This is a genomic window from Actinomadura sp. NPDC048032 (assembly GCF_040653175.1).
GTDB lineage: Bacteria > Actinomycetota > Actinomycetes > Streptosporangiales > Streptosporangiaceae > Spirillospora > Spirillospora verrucosospora.
The window spans coordinates 1-23,970 of record NZ_JBEZJP010000087.1 but is presented as its reverse complement, the minus strand read 5'-3'; the positions used below and the strand labels follow the sequence as shown (position 1 = coordinate 23,970).

The following is a 23,970-nucleotide window of genomic DNA, read 5'->3' as shown; positions in this document are numbered from 1 at the left end:
GACGAGCCGGCCGGTCTGAGGTCGATCCCCGGGGCACGCCGCCCCGGGGATCACTTCTTTCGCGCGGTGGACGGCGCCGGCGGCGATGGTGTGGACGACGAGCCCTCCGCCGCACACTCCGGCGAACCCGGACCAGGCGGTTCCTCCCTGCGTCCGGTCAGCGGTGGTCAACGCGGCCGGAGCCCGGACGGTCCCTCGCGAAAGGGTCAGTGGCATACGCGTGTCCGGCGTCGCGTCGGACCTGTCAACTGACAAACAAACCATGAAGGTACGCAAGTTCCTCAGGGGCGCCGGAGTAGCGGCGTTGTTCCTCGCGGTCCTCGTGGCCGCCAGGTGCTCCTCCCAGTCCTCCTCGGAGACCCCGAACAACGAGTGGCCGCCGTCGGCGACCGCTCCCATCGAGCCCACGACCCCCGTCGCGAGCACGACCGCGACCGCGGAGCCGTCCACCAGCCAGCCGGAGGCCACCCCCTCCGACGTCTCGCTCCGCCCCGGCAAGGTCGTCGGCGCGTTCGAGGACGGGCCCCAGGGCCCGTTCCTCGTCCTCGCGTTGCCGGACGAGGACCAGGGCGACCTGGAGATCGCGTCGAAGGACAGCGACGCCCTCCGGAAGCTCGACGTCACGGGGCAGTCGATCTCGATGCTCTGGAAGGTGAACGTCTCGGCCGACGTGCTCCCGGTGTGCCGGCCCAACCTGACGCGCATGGTGTTCAAGGAGTACCCGTCCTGCACGGGTTCCGCGGACGCCACGCCCAGCACGACCAACCGGTGACGAGCCGGCCGGTCTGAGGTCGATCCCCGGGGCACGCCGCCCCGGGGATCACTGTTTTCCGGCCTTTTCCGCGCGGCCGAACCGGCCAGGCGCACCCCATGCTTCCGCGCTCTGCGCGCTCCGCCGGCCCCTCCGAAACGCCTTCCGGAATTGACGTCGAAGTGCGGGGCCGGACGGTCAACAGCGCGACGGCTGTCGGAGCCGCCGCCGCGTGGCACGCCGCTTGGCACGCCACGTGACAACGCAGAGGAAGGGAGCAGAAGTGGACCAGGAAACCGAAAGGGTGGAGATCATCCCCCTCCCGGCCATGACAGGTCCCCGCGAACTGGCGGAAATCGGCTTCAACGCGGTGGAGAACCAGAACCGCCCCGTGCAGCTCGAACTCGATCGAGGAGTGACTTTCCTCGTTCGTCCGGGCATGAGCCTGGAGCTGGTGACCGCGGAGCTCGAATGGCTGTGGCCGCGCGAGCGGACGCCAGAGGAGTTCGTGGAGCTCGCCCACCGGCTGGCTCTGCTTCGGGACGCCCCGGTGCCCGTGCACGGGATCACCGTCGAGCCGGGCCAGACCTTGGAACAGGTCTTCACCGCCTTGCTGGAGAAACAGCAGAAGCGGGATCACCCCAGAATCTGATGGATGCGTCACCGCCCGAGACGGGCCGTGACCAGGAGTGAACGACCTCCGGTCCGGCGGCCCCCACAGCCACCGGACCGGAGGAACTCCCGCCGAACGCCACAAGAACAGCGTTCAGGCCCCAAAAAGCCCAGAACCGCGACAGACCGACGAACGCGGAAGCGTCGCTTATGGTTTGTCAGGGCCGAGTCACCCGCTTGGCGGTGGGGCTTGCGGTGAGCGCGTCTGTACCCACTGGGGAATCGTGCCGGCGCTTGGTCATGGCGGGTGCCTCCGGAGGTCCGTGGAACCCGCGTAATGCGGAAGAATCGGGGGATGCAGTTCGGCGTTCTGGGGCCCGTCGAGGTCCGAGCGGACGGGGCGGACGTCCCGGTGGGCGGGCCGTTGGTGCGGGCGCTGCTGGCGATGCTCCTCCTGGACGCGGGGCGGCTCGTCCCGGTCGAGCGGCTCATCGACGGGCTGTACGGGGAGGAGCCGCCGAGCGGGGCCGCCAACGCGCTGCAGTCGCAGGTGTCGCGGCTGCGGCGGGGGCTGGGCGATCCGGCGCTGGTCGAGGGGACGCCCGCCGGGTACCGGATCGCCGTGCGGCGGGAGGACGTCGACGTCCACCGGTTCCAGCGGCTCGTGGCGGACGCCAGGGCCGCGGGGCGGCACGAGGCGGCCGGGCTGCTCAGGGAGGCGCTCGGGCTGTGGCGCGGCCCCGCGCTGGCGGGCGTGGGCGCGCCTTTCGCGGCGGGCCAGGCGGCGCGGCTGGAGGAGGAGCGGGCCTGCGCCGTCGAGGAGTACGGCGAGGCGCTGCTCGCGGAGGACCCCGGGGCGGCGGTCGCGGCGCTGCGGGACCTGGTGGACGCGCAGCCGCTGCGGGAGCGGGCGCGGGCGCTGCTCATGCGGGCGCTGCACCGGAGCGGGCGGCAGGCCGAGGCGCTGGCGGTGTTCGAGGACGGGCGCGAGGTCCTGGCCGAGGAGCTCGGCGCCGACCCGTCGCGGGAGCTGGCGGACGTCCACCTGGCGATCCTGCGCGGAGAGGCCCCGGCGGCCGTCCGGGCGAACCTGCCGGCGCAGCTCACGAGCTTCATCGGGCGGGAGGAGGAGCTGCGCCGCGTCGGGAGGATGCTCGCGGACGGGCGGCTCGTCACGCTGCTCGGGCCGGGCGGGGCCGGCAAGACGCGGCTGGCGATCGAGGCGGCGGCGCGGGACGGCGGCGAGGTCTGCTTCGTCGACCTGGCGCCCGTCGTCTCCGGCGACGTCGGCAGGGCGCTGCTCGGAGCGCTCGGGCTGCGCGAGGCCGGGATGCGTCCGGCGCCCGGCGAGCAGCCGCCGGACACGGTGGAGCGGCTGGTCACGGCGCTGGAGGGGCGGCGGGTCCTGCTCGTCCTGGACAACTGCGAGCACGTGGTCGCGGCCGTCGCGGAGCTGGCGCACCGGCTGCTTAACGCGTGCCCCGAGCTGCGGGTGCTGGCGACCAGCCGGGAGGCCCTCGCGATCACCGGTGAGGCGTTGCGGCCGTTGCCGCCGCTGGAGCTGCCGCCCCCGGGCGCGGCGCTCGCCGAGCTGCCCCGGTATCCGGCGGTGCGGCTGTTCCTCGACCGGGCGGCGGCGGTGCGCCCCGGGTTCGCGGTGGACGAGGGCAACGCGGCGGCCGTGCTGCGGATCTGCCGGGCGCTGGACGGGCTGCCGCTGGCGATCGAGCTGGCGGCGGCGCGCCTGAGGTCGCTGCCGGTGGTGGAGGTCGCGACGCGGCTGGACGACCGGTTCCGGCTGCTGTCACGCGGCAACCGGACGGCGCCGCCGCGCCACCAGACGCTCCGGGCGGTCGTGGAGTGGAGCTGGGACCTGCTGGACGAGGCGGAGCAGACCCTCGCGCGGCGGCTGACGGTGTTCGCCGGGGGCCTGACGCTGGAGGCGGCGATGGGCGTGTGCGGCTTGGACGACGCCGACGAGCTGCTGGTGGAGCTGGCCGACAAGTCGCTGGTGCAGAGCGACGGGTCCCGGTACCGGATGCTCGACACCGTCCGGGCGTTCTGCGCCGAGCGGCTCGCCGCGGCCGGGGAGGCGGAACGGTTCGAACGGGCCCACGCGGAGTACTTCGCCGAGCTCGCCGGGCGCGCGGAGCCGCACCTGCGGGGCGCCGAGCAGCTGGAGTGGCTCGAACTGCTCGCCGCCGACCACGGGAACCTGCACGCGGCGCTGCGGCGGACCGTCCGGTCCGACCCGGCGACGGCGCTGCGGATGATCGCGCCGCTGTCGTGGTACTGGTGGCTGCGGGGGCGCGTCGAGGGCGCCGCGCTGGCGTCGGACCTGCTGGACGTGGTCGGCACCGCCCCGCCGGAGGGGCTCGACGAGGAGTACGTCCTGTGCGTCACGAACGCCGTGTCGGGCGGGGTCACGGGCGAGCGCGCGGTGGCGTGGCTCGACCGGGCCGCCGAGCTCCTGCGCGCCATCGACCGTCCCGTCCGGTACCCGGCGGTCATCGTGCTGTGGGCGCTGACGGCGGGCCCCGAGCGCACCGACATCGAGGTCTTCCAGCGGCAGGTCGGGGACGACCCGTGGACGCGGGCGCTGGTGCGGATGAGCGACGGCTTCCTCGCCCAGTTCGGCGGCGACCTGGCCGAGATGGAGAAGGCGTGCGAGGAGGCGGTGCGCGGTTTCCGGGCGTGCGGGGACCGCTGGGGCACGGCCAACTCGCTCGACCCGCTCGCGCAGCTCGCCTCCCTGCGCGGCGACCGGGAACGCGCCCGCGCGCTGCTGGACGAGGCGCTGGACCTGGTCGGCCAGCTCGGCGCCCTGGAGGACACCGCCGACCTGCTCTACCAGCGCGCCGTCGTCCACATCCGCGCCGGCGACCTCGACGCGGCGCGGGCGGACTACGAGCGCGGCGCCGAGCTGGCGCGCCGGGCCGGCACCCCCGACAAGGTCGCCGGGGGCTGCCTGGGGCTCGGCACGGTCGCGCGGCTGCGCGGGGACGCGGCCGGGGCGCGGGCCCTGTACGAGGCGGCGCTGACCGGCTACGGCTCCGAGCGGTTCATCGCCGCCGCCGTGCGGGGCGCGGCGCTGGTCGGGCTGGGGTGGCTCGCGGCGGACGAGGGCGACGCCGGACGGGCCCGGGCGCTGCTGCGCGAGGCGGTGGACATGTCGTTCGACCACCCGATCTTCGGCTACCAGGCGGACGCGGCGACCGCGCTGGCGGGCCTGGCCGCCCGCGAGGGCGACGGGGAGCGCGCGGCGCTGCTGCTCGGCGCGGGCCGGGCGCTGCGGGGCGTCGCGGTGTCCGGCGATCCCGACACCGAGCGCGTCCTCGGCCGGGTCCGCGGCCTGCTGGACGACGACCGGGCCGCGGCCCTCCCCCGCGACCGGGCCTTCGCCCTGCTCGGCGGCGGCTGACCGGGCCCCCGTCCCGCCGTCAGCGGACGGTGCGCGGACGGTCAGCGCGCCGCGCGAACCTCCGGGGCATGAACTCCTCCGCCCGCAAATGGGGCACCTTCGCGACATGCCTGCTCGTCGCGCTCGTGCCGAACATCGACCTGACCGCGCTGAACCAGGCCGTCCCGCACCTGTCCGCCGACCTGAACCCCTCCGCCACGCAGATCCTGTGGATCGCCGACGCCTACGGGTTCGCGCTGGCCGGCCTGCTGATCACCATGGGCGGCGTCGGCGACCGCATCGGCCACAAGAGGCTCCTGCTGATCGGGACCGCGGTGTTCGCCGCCACGTCCGCCCTCACCGCCTACGCGCCGAACGCCGAGCTGCTCATCGCGGCCCGCGCGCTGCTCGGGGTCGCGGGGGCGACGCTCATGCCGTCCTGCCTGTCGCTGCTGCGGCGCGCGTTCACCGAGCCGAAGGAGCGGACGATGGCGGTCGGCGCGTTCAGCGGCGTCGCCGGCCTCGCGGTCGGGCTCGGACCCGTCGTCGGCGGCGCCCTGCTCGACCACTTCTGGTGGGGCTCCATCTTCATGATCAACGTGCCGCTGATGGCGGTGGCGTGCGTCGCGGGCGCGCTGGTGCTGCCCGAGTCGCGCACCTCCGCCCCGGGCCGCCTCGACCTGATCAGCGTGCCGCTGTCGGTCGCCGGCGTCCTCGGCGTCGTCTACGCGGTCAAGGAGGCCGCAGCGCACGGCGTGGACGAGCCCGCGGTCTACGTCTCGGCGCTGGCCGGCCTGCTCGCGCTGGGGGCGTTCCTCGTCCGGCAGGGACGGGTGGCCGAGCCGCTCATCGACATCCGGCTGTTCCGCGACGCCGCGTTCTCCGGGTCGGTCGGCACCAACATGTTCGCGATGTTCACCCTGGTCGCCCAGTCGCTGATCTTCTCGCTGTTCTTCCAGCTCGCGCTCGGCTGGTCGCCGCTGCGGGCGGGCCTGGCGGGCCTGCCCGGCGCCGCGGGCGCCATGATCGGCGGCGCCGCGCTCGCCCCGCCGCTCATCAACGCGCTCGGCCGCGCCCGCGCCGTGGCGGCGGGCATGGCGCTGTCGGCCGGCGGCTTCGCCCTCTACATGGCGATCGGCCTGCACACGTCCTACTGGACGATGGTCCCGGCGATGCTGCTGGCGGGCATCGGGATGGGGCTGGCGATGACGGTCACCGCCGACACCGTCCTCGCGTCGGTGCCGAAGGACCGCTCCGGCGCCGCGTCCGCGATCTCCGAGACGGCCACCGAGCTCGGCGGCGCGCTCGGCATGGCCGTCCTCGGCAGCGTGCTGAACGCGGTGTACCGGAACGTCCTGGACCTGCCCGCCGGCGTCCCGGCCCCGGCCGCGTCCGCCGCCCGCGACTCCCTCGGCGGCGCGCTCCAGGCCGCCGCGAACCTGCCCGGAGCGCTCGGCGCCCAGGTCGCCGCCGCCGCCCGCGGCGCCTTCGTGGACGGCATGCACGCCGCCCTCACCTGCAGCGCCGGCCTCGCCGTCCTGGTCGCCGTCTTCGCCCTGGTCACCCTCCGCAACGTCCCCGCCCTCATCCCCGACACCGAGGAGCCGGCACCTGTCACCGTCCCATGATCGGCCATGCCTGCCCGGTCCCGTCCGATGCGGCGGGACCGCAGTGTCTCCCCACCGAGAACGAATTCGCACTTTGAGCGAAGCGGAAACGGCAACGGTTGCTGGGCCGGCCTAAGGCCGGCCCAGCCGTCGGGGAGGCTGATCAGCGCGGAACGGCGCAAGATTGGGTCCTGACGCATTTGCAGACGGGAGGGAATCATGCCGAATGGTTCGAACTCCGGACGTCGCTGGCCTTCTGGCACCTTCCTCGGCCGGCTTCCGGAAGAGTGCAGAGCAGACCTGATGAAGATCGGACAGATCCGCGCCTTTCCCGCGCGCCATGTCCTCGTCCGCCAGGGTGATCCGACCGGTTCGGTGTGGCTGCTCCTGGATGCGCTGGTCAAGGTGACGGCACAGACCGAGAACGGGCGTCAGGCCCTGCTCGCGCTCCGGGTGAGCGGCGACCTGATCGGGGAGATGGCCGCCCTGGACGGCGCTCCGCGCTCAGCCACCGTCGTCACATGCGGACGTGGCACCGTGAGCCAGATCCGAGGCCTCGTCTTCGTGGAGTTCCTCCGGCGCAGACCCCACGCCGCCCTCGCGCTCACGCATATGACCAGCGAACGTCTTCGCTGGTCAAATCAGCGACGTCTGGACTTCGCGAACTATGACGCCTCCCGGTGCCTGGCACGAGTCCTGCTCGCACTCGCCGAACGCCACGGCCTCCCCGTTTCCACCGGAACGGACCTCGGAATACCGCTGACCCAGGCCGAGATCGGAGGCTTGATCGGGGCCAAGGAGAACACGGTCCACAAGGCACTGCGCGAACTGTCGGCACTCGGGCTGGTGACCAGCCCGGGACGGCGCCGGCTGATCATTCACGACCTGCACAGGCTCGCGGCCTACGCAGACCTGCCCCCGTGGCGGCCCTGAGGCGCGCTGGAGCGATTTCGCTGAAGCCTGATTTATCGGCCCTCGTTTGCCCGGCCGACGCTCACCCTGGACGTCGAAACCGAGCCAGGGAGGCCAGGATGACCGGCAGGCCCGTCCCCGAGCACCGGGTGCTCGTCACCGCGGACATCGAGGACTACAGCAGTCGTAACGACGCCGAACAACGAGTTCTGCAGAGCGCCCTCGGCGACTCACTCGACACAGCGGCCGACTGGGCGGAACTCGACAGGCAGGGATGGGTGAGGCAGGTGGGCGGGGACGGCGTTTTCGCCGTCCTTCCCAGGGACGCCGATGTCGCGGCGCTCATGGACGTCTTCATCCGCGAGCTGGACACCGCTCTTGGCGTCCACAACCGCAGGCGAGCCGACGATCACTGGACGAGGATCCGCCTGCGCCTGGCCGTGCACGTCGGGCCGATTCACTTGGACGGGGCGATCGGATGGCCCGGGCAGCACGCCGTCCTCCCGGCCCGTCTCAGGGATTCCGCCCCCGTGCGCGCCGCACTCGCAGCACTGCCCGACGCGGACCTGGCGGTGATCGTCTCCACGGAGGTCTACCGCGACTACATCACGCAGGGCCCCGGCGAACCGCGCCCGTCCGACTTTCGTTCCGTCCGAGTGCAGGTGAAAAAGCAAATCTACGACGCTTATCTGTATGTACCTCGTTTCGAGGTCCACGACCTGCAGATGCCGGACGGGGACGTCCCGGAGAAGACCGGCCCTCCGGAGAACGGACTGGTCGGCACCGCTACGGGGGAGCCTCATCCCGCCACCTCGGCTCCCAGCCAGACGCCCACTGTGGGCCGGGACTACATCGGTGCACAGCGAATGGAGGTCAGCGGTTCCGGCACCCTTCAGTCGTCCGGCCGCGACATGAACATCGGCAGGGAGCGAGAGAGGTGAGAGACCCAGGACTGGGCGGCTCTGGAACCGCGGCCCCAGAGCCGTCGCCAAGCCCCAACGATGACCAGGCTGGGTCAGAAATAGCGACCGTGCCCAAACCCGAAGAGCAGAGCGGCGCGGCTGGTTCCGCGGACGGCGAAAGAGGTTCCGATTGGTCCGACGGCCGCCGCTTCTACCAGCGGGTCGCTGCGGACGAACGCGAGGAACAACAGCGGCGGGAAAGCCTGCGTTCTCTAGAGGCAGACGGACCTGGTGCTGCGGCGGGGCGCGACTGGATCGGCAGCGTCTCCAACGAGGTCTCAGGCGGCACCTTTCAGAACGCTCAGCGGGACCTCTACGTGTTCGAAAGCGCGAAAGAAGATCGTTTCGTCCGGATCCGGTACGTCCCCAAAAAGGTGGCCGAGCGGCTCAACCCAGACCACATCGCCTCGATCCCCTCACTGCCCGAACTCCAACGAGCCCTACAGCGCTCCCCCGTCGTGCACGTACGAGGAACAAGCGAGACAGGACGTCTGACCGCCGCGCTGACCGCCCTGATGCAGTGGTGCCTTCCACATGGGGCAGCCCCGACCACGGACGAGTCACCCGTCGGTTTCGTCCGGGTCGAAGGCTCCCTGACGCTGATCCGCCCGGCGGACCTGCGTCCGCGGCACGGGTATGTGATCGAGGTCGAAGGAAGTCATGGCCCGGACGCGGAACTCGCCGATCTGGAGGACCTCGCCGTCAAGACGGACTGCCGTCTGGTGCTTCTCGTCTCCGCTCGCGGACCGGCGCCGTTCGGCACCGTCATCGAGCACCGGCCGCCCGCCGCCGTCGAGGTCTTCAGACGAGTGTTCGACCCGGGAGGCAGCCGCGTACGGAGTGCAACCGCACCTTCTCACCGAATCGGCACTGCGGGCCGCCGAAGACCAACTCGCGGAGGAGACGTCGCCGCGTAAGGCCACCGACCATGCCCGCAGGTTGGCCCGAGGGTTGGCTGAGGGCAGGCCGGCCGAGGAGGTGATCGCCGAGTTTCCCGACCGTGTGCGGGAAGAGGTCCGGCAGCGGCTGTCCGAACGACGGCCTATTCTCAGCCGCTGCTTCATAGCCAGCGTGGCCGTACTGCACGGTATGCAGGAGAGCACGGTCTCGCGGGCGGCACTGGACCTCGCCGACCATATCGATACCGCCTGGAAACGAGAGGACAAGAAGCGACCGCTGCCCGCTTGGGAGGATCTCCGAACCTGGCTGGACCGCGCGGGGGCCGTGACACGCTCGATGCCGAGGGGCGGCGGCCGGATCGTAGAACTGCAGCAGCGGACTCGTGCGAGAACGACCCTCCAGGTGCTGTGGGAGGAGCAACCCACGATCCGCGAGCCGCTCATGGCATGGCTGGACGTGCTCGCCCACAGCCGGGACACCGCGATCAGAGCCGCCCATGCGGTGGGACTGTTCGCGACGTTCGACTTCGCCACAGTCAACGAACGGTTCATCCGTCCCTGGAGCAAGTCCGATTCACGGCAGGATCAGCGCCTCGCGGCCTGGGTACTTGAGGCAGCCGCCCAGGAACCCGCACTGGAACCAAGGGTCCGAGAGCACCTGCGGCTCCTGTCCCGCGGCACTCGCGGCGAAGTCATGGTGGCGGTCCGGGCTCACGGCTCGCACCTCGGCGCCGACGACCTCACCGACGCGCTGCGGGTGTTCGGGACGGCTTCCCGGCGGTCCGGCCGGGGCACCGCAGATGCCGTGGCCACCTCCCTCTCGTTTCTGTACTCGGCGGGAACGGCCATCGAGATCGTCGAAACGCTGGCGGACTGGGCGGAGAGCGAGCATTCCGGAAACCGTCTCACCGCCGCGACCGCGTTCCTTCGACTCGCCGCGCTGCGGCCCCGTCCCGGACGCCCGAAGCTCACCGAGGTGGCGCGACGAGCAGACGCCGCCGGGCATATCGCACGTCTCTGGCAGCACGCGCTGTCACTCCGCATCACCGAACCGTCCGGCCGTGAGCGTCCCGCCGCCCCGGAAGCCTGGGCGTTGTTCGCCCGCTGGATGGTCGCCTACGGGAAGGCCCCCGCGCTCCGGCCCGTGATCGAACAGGTCATCACCACTGGTGAGGCAGGAGCGACCCGGCTGAGAGCAGCGTTCCGCCTCCACACGCGGCTCCTGCTCCACCGCGGCGACATCACGCCGACCGAATACCACCGCCTACTCCGGCTCACCCCCTCCCGGCATCAGACACGGAGTTGAAGAAGCAATGTGGTTGATCAAGCACCAGTTCCCCGCCCATGCCCCGGAACCACCGACGTCCGATTCCGCGTTCGAGCCCGCTCGCTTCACCGTGCCCGCGCAGGGAGGCGCCTTCGACTTCACTGTCACCGCCTACTGCGCCTGCACGGCCGCTGGGTGGCGGCGGATCGCTTTATGGCGGGACAACTCCACAGAGGTGGAGCGGCTGCTCGAGACAGTGCGCATAGCGGTGCGCGAGACCGCCCGCCGCTTCACGGTCTTCGATGCCGGGAGGGCGGAGGAGGCGGCCAACCGGGACCTCTCGTACCGCCTCGCCGAGATGGCGCTGGAGTCGGACGGCACCCTGGCTTGGACGGTCCGCGTGGAGTTGCGGCCGCCCGATGAAGTGCGCGACGCGATGAGGGAGAGCGCTCTCGACAGGTACAGGATCGAGGCGAAGGCCGAGGCCGACACCTTGCGGTTGAAGAAGACCGACGACCTTCGACTCCGATGGCAGCGCTTCCTGGAGGAGAGCGCCGGCAACCCCACGGCCCGGTACGCCGTGCGGCTCACCCAGGAGCCCCATCAGGCGGCGGAGACCCTCGGCACGCTCCAGCGGGAGCGGCGGGAGGGTGCCGAGGAACTGCTCGAACACGTGACCAGGCTCGCCCAGGCGCTGGAGTCGGCGGACATCCTCGGCCTCGTGGTCAACAGCGAGACCGTTCTGCGGAAGACGCTCGCCCTGATGGGCGTGCGAATGGCGCCCATCGACGACGACACGCCGCTCGTGCCGGCCGACGGCCCCTCCTAGCGGCGGTCGCCCCCTTCCTGGAAATGTGATATCACTTTGCTATGTCGGTGATGGCACGGGAGAAGGGGGACGGGATGGTGGACGCGGCGGCGAAGGTGGACATGCCACGGCCGAAGATCACGGAGCGGGCGGCGGCGGACCGGGGCGGGTGGGGGATGCTCGGGGTCGCGGTGGCGCTGATCCTGGCGGGGACCGCGGCGGCGCTCGGTGGGGTCGCGGCGGGCGGGAGCGCGGCGGTCGCGGCGGGCGCGGTCGCCGGGTCGCTGCTGGCGCTGGCCGGGCTGGTCGTCGCGGCGGGGCTGACGCCCGTGGCGCCCGGGGAGGCGCGGGTGCTCCAGCTTCTCGGTAGGTACAAGGGGACCGTCCGCGACGACGGGCTCCGGTGGGTGAACCCGCTGACGGAACGGCGCAAGGTCTCCACGCGGATCCGCAACCACGAGACCGGGCGGGCGAAGGTCAACGACCTGGACGGGAACCCGATCGAGATCTCGGCCGTGGTGGTGTGGCAGGTGGCCGACACCGCGCGGGCCGTGTTCGAGGTGGACGACTTCGTGGAGTTCGTGGCGTTCCAGACCGAGGCGGCCGTCCGGCACATCGCGGGCAGCTTCCCCTACGACGCCCACGACCGGACGTCGCTGCGCGACAACGCCGACGAGATCACCGGGCAGCTGTCGGACGAGCTGGCGCAGCGGGTGGCGTCCGCCGGCGTGAAGATCATCGAGTCGCGGATCACCGGGCTGGCGTACGCGCCGGAGATCGCGCAGGCGATGCTGCGCCGCCAGCAGGCGGGCGCGGTGGTGGCGGCGCGGCAGCGGATCGTGGAGGGCGCGGTCGGCATGGTGCAGCTCGCCCTCGACCGGCTGGACGAGGAGAACGTGGTCGACCTGGACGAGGAGCGCAAGGCGGCGATGGTCAGCAACCTGCTCGTGGTGCTGTGCGCCGACCGCGACGCCCAGCCGGTGCTCAACACCGGCTCGCTCTACCAGTGAGCGCCGCGACCAGTGGCGGAGCGCAAGAAGATCCTGCTGCGGCTCGACCCGGCCGTGCACGACGCGCTGGCGCGGTGGGCCGCCGACGAGCTGCGCAGCACCAACGCGCAGATCGAGTTCCTGCTGCGCAAGGCGCTCGCGGACGCGGGGCGGATGCCCGGGACCGCGGGGCGGATGCGCGGCCCCGGGCGGCCGCGCAAGGCGCGGGACGACGAGGACGAGGGCGGCCCACCAGGGAACGGGGGCGAGGGCTAGCGGGGCAAGTGGTGATCCCTACAAGATCCGCAGTGCCGAACTTGTATCGGGCGCCAGCGGCGGCCGGGGGGCGCGCCCCATAGCCTGCTCGGACATGGACCCCGAACGCCTGATCTATCCCCTCATGAAGCACGTGGTCATGGGACCCGCGATGCGCCTGGCCTTCCTGCCGAGGGTGAGCGGCCTGCGGCACGTCCCGCGGATCGGGCCGGTGATCCTCGCGGCGAACCACCTGGGGTTCCTGGACTCGTTCGTGCTGCCGCTGATGGTGCCGCGCCGGGTCCACTTCCTCGGCAAGCACGAGTACTTCACCGGGGCGGGCCTGAAGGGCCGCGCCACGGCGACGTTCTTCCGCAGCGTCGGCGCGATCGCGGTGGACCGGTCCGGAGGGCGGGCCGCGTTCGACGCGCTCGACACCTCGGCGGCGGTGCTGGAGGGCGGCGGGGTGTTCGCCATCCACCCCGAGGGGACGCGGTCGCCGGACGGACGGCTCTACCGCGGCCGGACGGGGGTGGCGCGGCTGGCGATGCGGACCGGGGCGCCGGTCGTCCCGGTGGCGATCGAGGGCACCGACAAGGTGCAGCCCCGGGGGCAGGCCGTCCCGCGGCCGGGCCGGATCGGGCTGCGCATCGGCGCGCCGATGGACTTCCGGGGACGGGACGCGGGCGTGCCGCGCGGCCGGGCGGCCCGGCAGATCACCGACGAGATCATGGAGGCCATCCGGGGGCTGTCGGGCCAGGAGTACGTGGACGACTACGCGCCGAGGCCCGCCGAGCCGCGCTGACCGTCCGCCCCATGTTTCAGCGTGACCGATTGGGCACCATTCATGGGGACGGATGGAGATGATGTGGAAATCACCATGGACCTCGTGCTTCCGCGCGACGTGGCGAGCGTTCCGGCGACGCGCAAGCTCCTGGACGCGGCACTGGCCGCGCTCGGTGTCGAGGGCCACATCCGCGACGACATCGAGATGATGCTGACCGAGGCGTGCACCAACGTGATCAAGCACGCCGAGCACGGGGCGGACTACACCGTGCGGGCGATGATCCAGGACCGGCGCTGCGTGATCAAGGTGATCGACTCGGGGACGGGCTTCGACGCGGCGCGCGTGCCGGCCCCCGATCCGGCCGCGGAGCAGGGGCGCGGCCTGATGATCATGAGGGCGCTGGCCGACGACGTCCGGTTCGCCTCGTTCCCCGAGGACGGGGCGCTGGTCGCGCTGGAGAAGCGCCTGTCCTACAGCGAGGACAGCCTCGGCGGGCTCCTCACCGCCGACAGCGAGACCCCGGACGGTTTCCGGCCCGGTTCGGGCGAGCTCGCGGCCCGGCTGTTCGAGATGGCCCGGGTCGGCGACACCCAGGGGATCCTCTCGTACGTGAACGACGGGGTGCCGGTGAACCTGTCCGACCACAGGGGCGAGACCCTGCTGATGCACGCGGCCTGCCACGGGCACGTGGAGACCGTCCGGGCGCTCACGCTGCGGGGCGCCGACCCGGACCGCGCCGACGACCGCGGCCACCGCCCGCTGACCGGTGCGGTGTTCAAGCGGGAGACCGAGGTCGTGCGGGTCCTGCTGGAGGCGGGGGCCGATCCGCGGGCGGGGTCGCCGTCGGCCGCCGACACGGCGCGGCTGGTCGGCGACACCGAGCTCCTCGCGTGGTTCGAGGAGACCGCTCCCCCGCCCGCGTGAGCGCTCAGCGCCGGACGCGCAGCACGAGCAGCGCCACCAGAAGCGCCGCGGCGGCGAACCCCGCGCCGGTCGCGAACGCCGCGTCCATGCCGTCGACGGCGGCCGCGCGGCCGTGGCCGGACGCGGCGGACCCGTAGGCCGTCACCATGACGGCCGAGCCCAGCGACCCGCCCGACCACAGCATGGCCTGGGCGACCCCGGCCGCCGCGCCCGACTGCTCCGGCTCGACGCTGCCGAGGATCGTCGCGTTCAGCGGCAGCATCGACAGCCCGCCGCCCGCGCCCATCAGCAGGAACGGCACCAGCACCGCGCCGGCGTAGCCGTCCCCCGGAGAGAGCCGGGTCAGCCACAGCAGCCCGACGGTGAGGAGGGCGGTGCCGGCGACGACCAGGGGGCGGGCGCCGGCGCGCGCCAGCAGGCGCGGCGCGGTCCGCACGACGGCGAACTGCATCCCCACCATGGGCAGGAAGGCGGCCCCGGCGCGCAGCGGCCCGTAGCCGAGCACCTGCTGCAGGTACTGGGTGAGGAAGAAGAACGAGCCGAACATCGCGGCCGCCAGGCACAGCTGGGTCAGGTAGGACGCGGCCCGGTCGCGCCCGGTCAGCAGCCACAGCGGCATGAGCGGGCGGCGGGCGCGGGCCTCGACGGCCACGAAGGCGGCGAGCAGCGCGACCGCCGCGCCGAACGCCGCGAGCGCCCGGCCGTCGGCCCAGCCGTCCGACCCGGCCCGGATCAGCGCGTAGACGAGGGCGGTCATGCCCGTCGTGGAGGCGAGGGCGCCGACGACGTCGAACCGGCCGGGGCGGCGCGGCGTCTCGGTGAGGACGCGCGGCGCGGCCAGCGCCAGGACCAGGCCGACCGGGACGTTGACGAAGAACACCCAGCGCCACGACCCGGCCTCGGTCAGCACCCCGCCGGCGATCATGCCGACGGCGGCGCCCGCGCCGGTCACGGCGGAGAACACGCTCAGCGCGCGGACCCGGGCGGCGCCCTCGAAGTTGGTGGCGATGAGCGCCATGGCGCTCGGCGCGGCGACGGCGGCGGCGACGCCCTGGGCGGCGCGGGCGGCCAGCAGCCACCAGCCCGCGTCCGCGAACCCGCCGGCCAGCGACGCGGCGGTGAACAGCACGATCCCGGCGGTGAAGGCGCGGCGGCGCCCGAACACGTCCCCGGCGCGCCCGCCGAGCAGGAGCAGGCCGCCGAATGCGAGCATGTAGGAGTTCTGGATCCAGGCGAGCCCCCCGGTGGTCAGGCCGAGGCCCTCACGGACGTCCGGGAGCGCGATGGTGACGACGGAGGTGTCGAGGCCGATCATGAGCTGGCAGCCGACGATGACGGCGAGGACGGTTCCTGCACGATGATGGAGGGGCGGCGCGGCCGCGCCGGGAGGTGTCGACTCCCGGGGCGCGGCCGTCCGCCCGCTGGCTGCGGTCAAGGCGAACCTTCCCAGAAATAAGGAACGGCGAAGTACACTATGTGGGGAACGTACCACCGACGCACGCAAAAGAGAACGCTAGCGTTCACTATTTTCGGGATCGTGCCGTGACCCGTGCCGACTCCGGCGCCCCCGCCGACCCGGGGCCCGCGGCCACCCGCCGCCGCGGCGGCGACCTGGAGGCCGCGATCTTCGACGCCGTGTTCGCCCAGCTGGAGGCCGTCGGCTACCGCGGGCTGACCATGGAGGGCGTCGCCAACGGCGCCCGCACCGGCAAGGCCGCCCTCTACCGGCGCTGGCGGTCCAAGAACGAGCTGATCACCGACGCGCTCAAGCACGTCCTGCCCGAGCCGCCGACCGCGCCGCGGACCGGGTCGCTGCGCGAGGACATGCTGCGGATCCTGGGCTGCCTGCGCGACACCCTGATCGCCTGCCGCGGGGCGGCGTTCCGGATGCTGAAGGAGGAGAGCGAGGAGGGCGTCGGCCTCATCCACGACGTCGTGCGCGACCGGCTCTCCAAACCCGTCCGCGACCTGCTCTACGAGGCGCTGCGCGAGGCCGCCGCGCGCGGGGAGATCCGGCCCGAGGCCGCCACCCGGCGGATCGCGAACGTGGGCCCGGCGGTGATGGTGTACGACAACCTCACCGAGGGCGGCCCGATCACCGACGACGACCTGGCGTCGATCGTCGACGAGGTCCTCATGCCGATCGTGCGCCCCTGACGAAGGTCGGGGTGCGCGGCGGCCGTTCGACCATGATCGGAAGCGGCCCGCGGCCGGGAGGCTGGGGCGATGCGATCATCATCCGCCCCCCGCCGCCTGCTCGCGGCCGCGGCCGTCCTGCCCCTCGCCCTGTCCGCGTGCGGCACCTCCGCCCACGCGGCGAAGACCGCCGCCGCGGCGCCCGCCACGTTCGGCCTGCCCCGCCCGACGGGCCCGCACCAGGCCGTCGGGACGACCGAACTGCACCTCGTGGACGCCGGGCGCGCCGACCCGTGGGTGCCAGGCCGGACACGCGAGCTCATGGTCAGCGTCTGGTATCCGGCCACCGGGGCCGCCGGGCCGAAGGCGCCGTACCTGCGCCCCGGAGTCGCCAAGGCGCTCTCGGAGGTCGACGCGCTCGGCGTGTTCAATGCCGGGACGGTCGACTGGGCGGGCGCTCGGACCCACGCCGCCGAGGGCGCCCCCGCGGACGCGCGGCGCCCGCGGCCCGTGGTCCTGTACTCCCCCGGGTTCGGCGTCCCGCGCGCGCTCGGCACCACGATCGCCGAGGAGCTTGCCAGCCGCGGGTACGTGGTGGTGACCGTGGACCACACCTACGAGACGGCCCCCGTGGAGTTCCCCGGCGGGCGCGTCGAGCTCCAGCACATGCCCTCGCAGGGGCCGCAGCGGCTGAAGACCGGCCTGGACGCGCGCGTGAAGGACGCCCGCCTCGTCCTCGACCGGCTCGCCGCGCTGCGGGCCGGCCGCAACCCCGACGCCGAGGGGCGGGCCCTGCCCAGCGGCCTCGGACGGTCGCTCGACCTGTCCCGGGTCGGCATGGTCGGGCACTCCGCGGGCGGGATCGAGGCCGCCGAGGCCATGCGCACCGACCGGCGGGTGGACGCGGGCATCGACATGGACGGCACCATGCAGTACGCGGAGAACGACTTCGTACGGGTCGCCGAGACCGGGCTCGACCGCCCGTTCATGCTGATGGGGGCCGCCACTGGCGGCTCCCCGCAGACGCACCTGACGACCCCGTCCTGGAAGTCGTTCTGGAACCGCTCGACCGGGTGGAAGCGCGACCTGAACGTTCCCGCCGCGAGCCACTACTCCTACACCGACGTCCAGGCGATCCTCCCGGCGCTGGACGGGGAGCTCGACATCCCCGCCCGGGACCGCGCCGACCTCGTCGGGACGGTCGACCCCGAACGGATGACGGCGTCGGTGCGGGCCTACGTCACCGCGTTCTTCGACCGGGCGCTGCTCGGACGGCACCGCCCGGTCCTCGACCGCCCGTCGCCCCGCCACCCCGACGTGCGGTTCATCCGCTGACCAGGCCGTGCACGCCCTCGCCGTCGGGCAGGATGAGCTGGCGGCGAGGGTAGGGCATCTCGATGCCCTCCTTGGCGAAGCGGCGGTGCAGCCGCTTGACGAACTCGTGCTTCAGGCGGAACTGGTCGCCGAACTCGTCGGTCCGCAGGATCACGGTGAAGCCGATCGAGGAGTCGCCGAAGGTGTGGAAGCGCACCAGCGTCTCGCTGTCCTTCACCCCGCCCTGCACCTCGTTCATGACCTCCTGGCCGACCTCGACGACCACGCTCTCGACGTGCTCCAGGTCGCTCTCGTAGGCCACGCGCGCCTGGATCAGCAGCGACATGTCCTCGGCGGGGCGGTGATAGTTGGTGAGGATCGTGTCGGAGAACCGCTGGTTCGGGATGACCTCGATGTTGTCCGACAGCGTCCGGATGGAGGTGTTGCGCCAGTTGATGTCGACGACGTACCCCTCCTGGCCGCTGCTCAGCTTGATGTAGTCGCCGGGCTCGATCGTCTTGGACGCCAGGACGTGCACGCCCGCGAAGAGGTTGGCCAGCGTGTCCTGGAGGGCGAGGGCGACCGCGAGACCGCCGACGCCGAGGGCGCCGAGCAGCGGCGAGATCGAGATCCCGAGGCTCTGCAGCATCACCAGGACGCCGACGCCGATCACCAGCACCCGGGTGATGTTCGCGAAGATCGTCACATTGCCGGCGACGCCCTGCCGGACCATCGCGATCGAGGTGACCGAGCCCGCGATCAGGCGGGCCATGGCCAGCGAGACGATGAGGATGGCGGCGGCCGTGAGCGCCTTGGCGATCACGGCGAGCGTGCCGTCCGGCAGCTGCAGCGCCCGGGCCGCGCCCCACAGGCCGAGCAGCACCGAGACGGGCACCGCCAGGTCCTTGATCAAGCGGGCGGCCAGGTCGTCCCACGCCCAGCGCGTGTCGCCCGCCCGCCGGAACAGCCGGCCGGTGAGCAGCCGCAGGACCACCGCGATCCCGACCGCGGCCACCAGCACGGCGACGGCCCCCACCACCCGATGCCAGCTCAGATCGCCAAGGTCAGCCATGACGCTGAAGATTCCTCCTCTGTCCGGGAAGGCACGGCGCCGCCCGTTGAAATATCCCTTTTGCGTGTTACGAGCCCTGATCGTAGTGAAGACCGGAGGCACTGCGAGGCACATCACGGCACATCTGGCTCCGGGGCCCGGGGACCTGCCGGTTACGATCGATCGAGTGGTGAGCGTGGGAATGATGCGCCGGCTCGGGGTCACGGCGCTGGGATTGCGGAACGGCCCCCACCGGGTGACGGTCGAGCGCGACCTGGAGGTTCCGGCCGCCGACGGCGTGACGCTGCTGGCCGACCGGTACTCGCCCGCCGGCGTCGAGAAGGCGCCGACGGTGCTGGTCCGCTCGCCCTACGGGCGGCGCGGGCCGTTCGGCCTCATGTGCGGGCAGGGCTTCGCCTCGCACGGGTTCCAGGCCGTGGTGCAGAGCGTGCGCGGCGGCTTCGGGTCCGGCGGCGTCTTCGAGGCGCTGGACGAGCGGGAGGACGGCCTCGCCACCATCGAGTGGCTGACCTCGCAGCCGTGGTTCGGCGGCACGTTCGCCATGCACGGCCCGAGCTACCTCGGCTACGTCCAGTGGGCCGTCGCCGCCGAGGCCGGGCCCGAGCTGAAGGCGCTGTCGATGCAGGTCACGGCGTCCACCTTCCGGGACGCCGTCAACGTCGGCGGCACCTTCGCGCTGGAGTCGGCGCTCATCTGGGTCGACCTGACCGCGCGGATGAAGAACTCCCTGTCGGGCATCACGACCGGCATCATGTCGCCGCGCCGCGCCCGCCGCGCCACCCTGTCGGGACGCCCGCTGGCCGAACTCGACCGGCTCGCGACCGGCGAGCAGCAGCGCTTCTTCCAGGACCTGCTCGTCAACGGCCCCGACACGCCGTTCTGGGACAAGCGCGACTTCAGCACCACCGTGTCACAGGTCACCGCGCCGGTGAACATGACGGGCGGGTGGTACGACATCTTCCTGCCCTGGCAGATGAAGGACTACGCGGCGCTGCGCGCCGCCGGCCGGCGCCCCTACCTGACGATCGGGCCCTGGTTCCACGCCGACCAGCGCATGATGCGCGGCTCGGTCGCCGACGCGATCGCGTGGTTCCGCGCCCACCTGCTGGACGACCCGTCCGGCCTGCGCTCGCAGCCCGTCCGGATCTTCGTCACCGGCGCGGAGGAGTGGCGCGAGTTCCCCGACTGGCCCGTCCCCGGCATGCGCGAGGAGCGCTGGCACCTGCACCCGGCGGGCGCGCTGTCCCCCGGCGAGCCGCCGGAGTCCGATCCCGACCGCTACCGCTACGACCCGAACCACCCGACGCCGTTCCTCGGCGGCCCGACCCTGCTCGGCGAGACGCACCCCTCCACCGACCAGAAGCGCCTGGAGCGCCGCCGGGACGTGCTGACCTTCACCTCGGGCGTCCTGGACGAGGACATGGAGGTCATCGGCCCGGTCACCGCCGACCTGCACGTCCGCTCGAACCGCGAGCACACCGACTTCGTCGTGCGGCTCTGCGACGTCACCCCCGAGGGCGAGTCCCTCAACCTGTGCGAGGGCATGCGCCGCCTCGTCCCCGGCGCCCCCGAGCCCGGACCCGACGGGGTCCGCCGCGTCGCCGTCGAGCTCTGGCCGGTCGGCCACCGCTTCCGCCGCGGGCACCGCGTCCGCGTGCAGGTGGCCAGCGGCGCCTACCCCCGCGTCGCCCGCAACCCCGGCACCGGCGCCCCGATCGGCACCGCCACCGAGATGCTCACCGCCGACCAGGAGATCTTCCACGCCCCCGGGCACCCGTCCTCGATCACCCTGCCGATCGTCCACTGACCGGCGGGGCGGCGGGGTCAGCCGCGGCGGGCCCGGAGGGCCTCCAGGGCCCTGTCGGCGTGGACGTTCATGCGGACCTCGCTCTTGACGACCGCGAGGACGCGGCGGTCGGTGTCGATGACGAAGGTCTGGCGCCTGGTCGGCATGAGGGCCACCGAGCGCTTGACGCCGAAGCGCGCCCGGACCTCGCCGGACGGGTCGGACAGCAGCGGGTAGCCGAGCGAGTGCTTGTCGGCGAACTCCTTCTGCTTGCCGACCGGGTCCGCGCTGACGCCCACCGGGCGGGCGCCCGCCTCCGCGAGCTCGGCGACCACGTCGCGGAAGTGGCAGGCCTCGGCGGTGCAGCCGGGGGTCATGGCCGCCGGGTAGAAGAACAGGACCACCGGGCCCTCGGCCAGCAGGCCGCTCAGGGTGCGCGGTTCGCCCGTCTCGTCCGGGAGTTCGAAGTCGTCGACGACGTCACCGGGTCTCATGGGTCGAACCTAGCCGAGGCCAGGACCCGGGCCCCGCGCGGTGCGTCATCCGTATCCGTCGCAGAAGTTTCGCCGCAGGTGAGCGCCGTGCGGGTGGCCCCGGGGGCAGGTATTCCGATTCGTCAGGTTTGACGGGGAGGGGGGAGGGATAGGAAACTGACCGAGCAGGTGTCTACGACGCAGATACCTCCGAGCTTCCCCTGTGTAGTCCCGGAGGATCCGTCATGCATCGCCCGCTTCACATCGCTCTGGTGTCCGCCTCCGACCTTGACGGCGAGCACCTGCAGTCAGTCCACGTCCGGGATCTCGCCCGCTCCCTCACTCGTCCGCTGGTCGCCGACGGTGAGCCGAACCAGGTGACGGTCTACACGCGCCGCCAGGACCGCTCCGCCCGCAGCCGGGTCCGGCTCGCGCCGGGCGCCGCCGTGGTGAACCTGGACGCCGGGCCCGCCCGTCCGCTGTCGGACGACGAACTGCTCCAGCACCTGCGCGACTTCGCCGACGGCCTGCGCCGCCGCTGGTCCGGATCGGCGCGCCCCGACATCGTGCACGCGCACGGCTGGATCGGCGGCCTGGCCGCCTGCGCCGTCGCCCGCGAGCTCGGCATCCCCTTCGTGCAGAGCTACCACGGCGTGGCCGCCGTCGAGCGGCAGGCCGGACGCCAGGTCCACCCGCACCGCGACCGCCTGGAGAAGGCCATCGGGCGCGACGCCGACCTGGTGCTGGCCGGGCACGCCGAGGAGGCCACCGCGGTCGTGCGGACGGGCGTCCCGCGGCCCTCGGTCGCGGTCGTCCCCTACGGCGTGGACTCCGAGCACTTCTCCCAGGTCGGCCCGGCGATGCCGCACGGCGACCGGGCCCGCCTGGTGATCGTCAGCGAGGACCTCGGCACCGACGTCGAGACCGCGCTGCGCGCCCTGGTGCACGTCCCCGACGCCGAGCTGGCCGTCGCCGGCGGCCCGGAGCGCGAGGAGCTGGAGCACGACTCGGCCGTCCACCGGCTGCGGCTGCTGGCCAAGGAGCTGCACGTCGCCGACCGGGTCATCTTCCTCGGGCGGCTGCCCCGCAAGTCCCTGCCGAAGCTGCTGCGGACCGCCAGCCTCACGCTCTGCCTGGCCCCGCACCAGCCGTCCCCGACGGCGCCGCTGGAGGCCATGGCCTGCGGTGTCCCCGTGGTGGCGACCCCGGTCGGCGGCAACGCCGACGAGGTCCTGGACCACATCACCGGCATCCACGTCCCGGCGGGGCGGCCCGTCGTGATCGGGCGGGCGATCCGGCAGCTGCTGTCGGAGGACACCACGCTGCACGGCTACTCGATCGCCGCCGGCGACCGCGCCCGCTCCCGCTACTCCCTGGAGCGGATCGGCGCCGAGACGCTGCGCGCGTACCTGAAGGTGCTGCCCGTCCCCGAGCCCGAGCCGGCCGCGGAGGACGAGGCCGAGCAGGAGACCGGCAAGGCCCCCGCCCTCGTCGGCTGACGCGCACCCGGCCCGCGGGCCCCGGACCGTCCCGGTCCGGGGCCCGCTCATGTCCCCCCAGATGGGATACTCGACCGGGATGACCGGAAAGGACTGTTCGTGCTGATCGGCAGGGCGGCGGAGCTGGCGGAGCTGACCGCCGCACTGGACCGCGCCGCCGCGGGCGGCGCGGGCGTCGTGCTGGTCAGCGGGGACGCGGGGGTCGGCAAGACGCACCTGGTGTCCGCGCTCACCGCCGCCGCCGTCGACCGCGGCTGCGCCGTCCTCGTGGGGCAGTGCGCCGAGCTCGGCGAGAGCATGCCCTACCTGCCGCTCACCGACGCCCTGTGGGCCGCCGCGCACGCCGGGACGCCGGAGGCGGACGAGGTCCGCGCCGCGCTCGACGCCCGGCCCGCGCTCGCGCGCCTGCTGCCCGACGGCGAGGGCGGTCCCGCCGCGGGGTCCGAGCTCGGCCAGCAGCAGCTGTTCGGCGCGGTGCTCGGCCTGCTCGGGGAACTGGGCGACGAGCGGCCCGTCCTGCTCGTCCTGGAGGACCTGCACTGGGCCGACCGGTCGACGCGACACCTGCTGACGTTCCTGAGCCGCGTCCTGCAGCGCGAGCGGGTCTGCCTCGTCGGGACGTACCGGTCCGACGACCTGCACCGGCGGCACCCGCTGCGGCCCGTGGTCGCCGAGCTGCTGCGGCTGCCGAACGTGACGGGCGTCGAGGTCCGCCCGTTCGGGCGCGGCGAGACCGCCCAGTACCTCGCCGAGCTGGCGCGCGGGTCCGCCCCGGTCACGGCGCGGACCGTCGAGCGGGTGCACCGCCGGTCGGAGGGCAACCCCTTCTACGCCGCCGAGCTGTACTCCTCCGGCCTGGACGTCGGGGACGACGGGGCGGCCGGGCTGCCGTCCGCGCTCGCCGACCTGCTGCTGTCGCGGATCGAGCGGCTGTCGGACGCGGGCCAGCGGGTGGTGCGGGTCGCGGCCGTGGCGGGGCGCCGCGTCGACGACGAGCTGGTGCGCGTCGTGGCGGGGCTGGACGAGGCGACGGTCGGCGAGGCGCTGCGCGAGGTGGTGTCGCACCAGCTGCTCGTCCCGTCCGGCGCCGGGTACACGTTCCGGCACGCGCTGCTGCGCGAGGCCGTCTACGCCGACCTGCTGCCCGGCGAGCGGACCCGGCTGCACGCCGACTTCGCCCGGCTCCTGTCGGCCCGCCCGGACGGCACGCGCGGGTCGGCCGCCGAGCTGGCGCACCACAGCCTCGCCGCGCACGACCTGCCCGCCGCGTTCGCCGCGTCCGTCCGGGCGGGCCGGGAGGCCGACCGCCTCGCCGCGCCCGCCGAGGCCTACGAGCACTACGACCGGGCGCTGGAACTGTGGGACGCCGTCCCCGACCCGGAGGCCGCCGCCGGAACGGACCGGATGCGCCTGTCGCTGGCGGCCGCCCAGGCGTCCGCGCGGGCCGGCGAGCTGCGCCGGGCGGTGCACCGCCTGCGCCGGGTGCTGGCCGCGGCCGACCCCGCCGACGTGCGGCT

Annotated in this window: 21 protein-coding genes; 18 read left to right on the top strand and 3 right to left on the bottom strand. The window is 73.2% G+C overall.

Features of this window, described 5'->3' with window-relative positions; genetic code table 11:
• Nucleotides 1-262 precede the first annotated feature (262 nt).
• From AB0C69_RS14750 to AB0C69_RS14690, 13 genes are all read left to right on the top strand, one after another.
• The gene (locus AB0C69_RS14750) at nucleotides 263-772 is read left to right on the top strand and encodes a hypothetical protein (protein WP_360353646.1); all 510 of its coding nucleotides are present in this window, start codon (nucleotides 263-265) and stop codon (nucleotides 770-772) included.
• A gap of 262 nt (nucleotides 773-1,034) precedes the next feature.
• On the top strand, nucleotides 1,035-1,403 hold the full coding sequence (locus tag AB0C69_RS14745; protein WP_360353645.1) for a hypothetical protein: 369 nt from the start codon (nucleotides 1,035-1,037) through the stop codon (nucleotides 1,401-1,403).
• A 315-nt stretch (nucleotides 1,404-1,718) separates the two neighbouring features.
• Nucleotides 1,719-4,784: a BTAD domain-containing putative transcriptional regulator gene (locus tag AB0C69_RS14740; RefSeq protein ID WP_360353642.1), complete on the top strand. Its 3,066-nt coding sequence runs from the start codon at nucleotides 1,719-1,721 to the stop codon at nucleotides 4,782-4,784.
• A 68-nt stretch (nucleotides 4,785-4,852) separates the two neighbouring features.
• Entirely contained in the window at nucleotides 4,853-6,391 is a 1,539-nt protein-coding gene (locus tag AB0C69_RS14735) for an MFS transporter (RefSeq protein ID WP_360353640.1), read from the top strand.
• Nucleotides 6,392-6,673: 282 nt separating this feature from the next.
• Nucleotides 6,674-7,303 (top strand): cyclic nucleotide-binding domain-containing protein, encoded by a 630-nt coding sequence (locus AB0C69_RS14730; RefSeq protein ID WP_353833128.1) that lies wholly within the window; start codon nucleotides 6,674-6,676, stop codon nucleotides 7,301-7,303.
• Nucleotides 7,304-7,401: 98 nt separating this feature from the next.
• A complete protein-coding gene (locus AB0C69_RS14725; protein WP_360353638.1) occupies nucleotides 7,402-8,223 on the top strand; it encodes a hypothetical protein in 822 nt (273 codons plus the stop codon).
• Nucleotides 8,224-8,312: 89 nt separating this feature from the next.
• A complete protein-coding gene (locus AB0C69_RS14720; protein WP_360353636.1) occupies nucleotides 8,313-9,161 on the top strand; it encodes a hypothetical protein in 849 nt (282 codons plus the stop codon).
• A gap of 61 nt (nucleotides 9,162-9,222) precedes the next feature.
• Nucleotides 9,223-10,449: a hypothetical protein gene (locus AB0C69_RS14715; protein ID WP_360353634.1), complete on the top strand. Its 1,227-nt coding sequence runs from the start codon at nucleotides 9,223-9,225 to the stop codon at nucleotides 10,447-10,449.
• Between the two features lie 7 nt (nucleotides 10,450-10,456).
• Complete coding sequence (locus AB0C69_RS14710; RefSeq protein ID WP_353833125.1) at nucleotides 10,457-11,239, top strand: hypothetical protein; 783 nt, start codon at nucleotides 10,457-10,459, stop codon at nucleotides 11,237-11,239.
• Between the two features lie 74 nt (nucleotides 11,240-11,313).
• Nucleotides 11,314-12,228 carry an SPFH domain-containing protein gene (locus AB0C69_RS14705; RefSeq protein WP_360353648.1) on the top strand — a complete coding sequence of 305 codons (915 nt, stop codon included), beginning with the start codon at nucleotides 11,314-11,316 and terminating at the stop codon, nucleotides 12,226-12,228.
• Between the two features lie 12 nt (nucleotides 12,229-12,240).
• Nucleotides 12,241-12,483: a hypothetical protein gene (locus AB0C69_RS14700; RefSeq protein WP_360353632.1), complete on the top strand. Its 243-nt coding sequence runs from the start codon at nucleotides 12,241-12,243 to the stop codon at nucleotides 12,481-12,483.
• Nucleotides 12,484-12,577: 94 nt separating this feature from the next.
• A complete protein-coding gene (locus AB0C69_RS14695; RefSeq protein WP_345183648.1) occupies nucleotides 12,578-13,267 on the top strand; it encodes a lysophospholipid acyltransferase family protein in 690 nt (229 codons plus the stop codon).
• Nucleotides 13,268-13,330: 63 nt separating this feature from the next.
• On the top strand, nucleotides 13,331-14,173 hold the full coding sequence (locus AB0C69_RS14690; RefSeq protein ID WP_353835427.1) for an ATP-binding protein: 843 nt from the start codon (nucleotides 13,331-13,333) through the stop codon (nucleotides 14,171-14,173).
• Between the two features lie 4 nt (nucleotides 14,174-14,177).
• On the opposite strand, the gene AB0C69_RS14685 is transcribed toward AB0C69_RS14690, so the two are convergent.
• Nucleotides 14,178-15,608: an MFS transporter gene (locus tag AB0C69_RS14685; RefSeq protein ID WP_360353629.1), complete on the bottom strand. Its 1,431-nt coding sequence runs from the start codon at nucleotides 15,606-15,608 to the stop codon at nucleotides 14,178-14,180.
• Between the two features lie 107 nt (nucleotides 15,609-15,715).
• Between AB0C69_RS14685 and AB0C69_RS14680 the strand changes: the two genes are divergently transcribed.
• Both AB0C69_RS14680 and AB0C69_RS14675 read left to right on the top strand, forming a co-directional pair.
• Nucleotides 15,716-16,330: a TetR/AcrR family transcriptional regulator gene (locus AB0C69_RS14680; RefSeq protein WP_345183654.1), complete on the top strand. Its 615-nt coding sequence runs from the start codon at nucleotides 15,716-15,718 to the stop codon at nucleotides 16,328-16,330.
• A gap of 69 nt (nucleotides 16,331-16,399) precedes the next feature.
• Nucleotides 16,400-17,644 (top strand): lipase, encoded by a 1,245-nt coding sequence (locus AB0C69_RS14675; protein WP_360353627.1) that lies wholly within the window; start codon nucleotides 16,400-16,402, stop codon nucleotides 17,642-17,644.
• Here AB0C69_RS14675 and AB0C69_RS14670 read toward each other — a convergent pair.
• Nucleotides 17,634-18,695 (bottom strand): mechanosensitive ion channel family protein, encoded by a 1,062-nt coding sequence (locus tag AB0C69_RS14670; RefSeq protein WP_360353625.1) that lies wholly within the window; start codon nucleotides 18,693-18,695, stop codon nucleotides 17,634-17,636. The two genes, AB0C69_RS14675 and AB0C69_RS14670, sit on opposite strands and share 11 nt — an antisense overlap.
• 166 nt (nucleotides 18,696-18,861) lie before the next feature.
• Here AB0C69_RS14670 and AB0C69_RS14665 point away from each other — a divergent pair, with 166 nt between their 5' ends.
• Nucleotides 18,862-20,502 (top strand): CocE/NonD family hydrolase, encoded by a 1,641-nt coding sequence (locus tag AB0C69_RS14665; RefSeq protein ID WP_360353623.1) that lies wholly within the window; start codon nucleotides 18,862-18,864, stop codon nucleotides 20,500-20,502.
• Between the two features lie 17 nt (nucleotides 20,503-20,519).
• On the opposite strand, the gene AB0C69_RS14660 is transcribed toward AB0C69_RS14665, so the two are convergent.
• Nucleotides 20,520-20,975, bottom strand: coding sequence for a redoxin domain-containing protein (locus AB0C69_RS14660; protein ID WP_353835432.1), 456 nt, complete (start codon nucleotides 20,973-20,975; stop codon nucleotides 20,520-20,522).
• A 224-nt stretch (nucleotides 20,976-21,199) separates the two neighbouring features.
• On the opposite strand from AB0C69_RS14660, the gene AB0C69_RS14655 reads away from it, so the two are divergent.
• Nucleotides 21,200-22,453 carry a glycosyltransferase gene (locus tag AB0C69_RS14655; protein ID WP_360353620.1) on the top strand — a complete coding sequence of 418 codons (1,254 nt, stop codon included), beginning with the start codon at nucleotides 21,200-21,202 and terminating at the stop codon, nucleotides 22,451-22,453.
• 99 nt (nucleotides 22,454-22,552) lie between these two features.
• On the top strand, nucleotides 22,553-23,970 hold a 1,418-nt coding region (locus AB0C69_RS14650; protein WP_360353618.1), incomplete at its 3' end, for a BREX system ATP-binding domain-containing protein.

Coding starts and splice junctions, on each gene's coding strand:
- AB0C69_RS14750 (WP_360353646.1), top strand. CDS start 263: ATGAAGGTACGCAAGTTCCTCAGGGGCGCCGGAGTAGCGGCGTTGTTC.
- AB0C69_RS14740 (WP_360353642.1), top strand. CDS start 1,719: ATGCAGTTCGGCGTTCTGGGGCCCGTCGAGGTCCGAGCGGACGGGGCG.
- AB0C69_RS14735 (WP_360353640.1), top strand. CDS start 4,853: ATGAACTCCTCCGCCCGCAAATGGGGCACCTTCGCGACATGCCTGCTC.
- AB0C69_RS14730 (WP_353833128.1), top strand. CDS start 6,674: ATGAAGATCGGACAGATCCGCGCCTTTCCCGCGCGCCATGTCCTCGTC.
- AB0C69_RS14725 (WP_360353638.1), top strand. CDS start 7,402: ATGACCGGCAGGCCCGTCCCCGAGCACCGGGTGCTCGTCACCGCGGAC.
- AB0C69_RS14710 (WP_353833125.1), top strand. CDS start 10,457: ATGTGGTTGATCAAGCACCAGTTCCCCGCCCATGCCCCGGAACCACCG.
- AB0C69_RS14705 (WP_360353648.1), top strand. CDS start 11,314: ATGGTGGACGCGGCGGCGAAGGTGGACATGCCACGGCCGAAGATCACG.
- AB0C69_RS14695 (WP_345183648.1), top strand. CDS start 12,578: ATGGACCCCGAACGCCTGATCTATCCCCTCATGAAGCACGTGGTCATG.
- AB0C69_RS14675 (WP_360353627.1), top strand. CDS start 16,400: ATGCGATCATCATCCGCCCCCCGCCGCCTGCTCGCGGCCGCGGCCGTC.
- AB0C69_RS14670 (WP_360353625.1), bottom strand. CDS start 18,695: ATGGCTGACCTTGGCGATCTGAGCTGGCATCGGGTGGTGGGGGCCGTC.
- AB0C69_RS14660 (WP_353835432.1), bottom strand. CDS start 20,975: ATGAGACCCGGTGACGTCGTCGACGACTTCGAACTCCCGGACGAGACG.
- AB0C69_RS14655 (WP_360353620.1), top strand. CDS start 21,200: ATGCATCGCCCGCTTCACATCGCTCTGGTGTCCGCCTCCGACCTTGAC.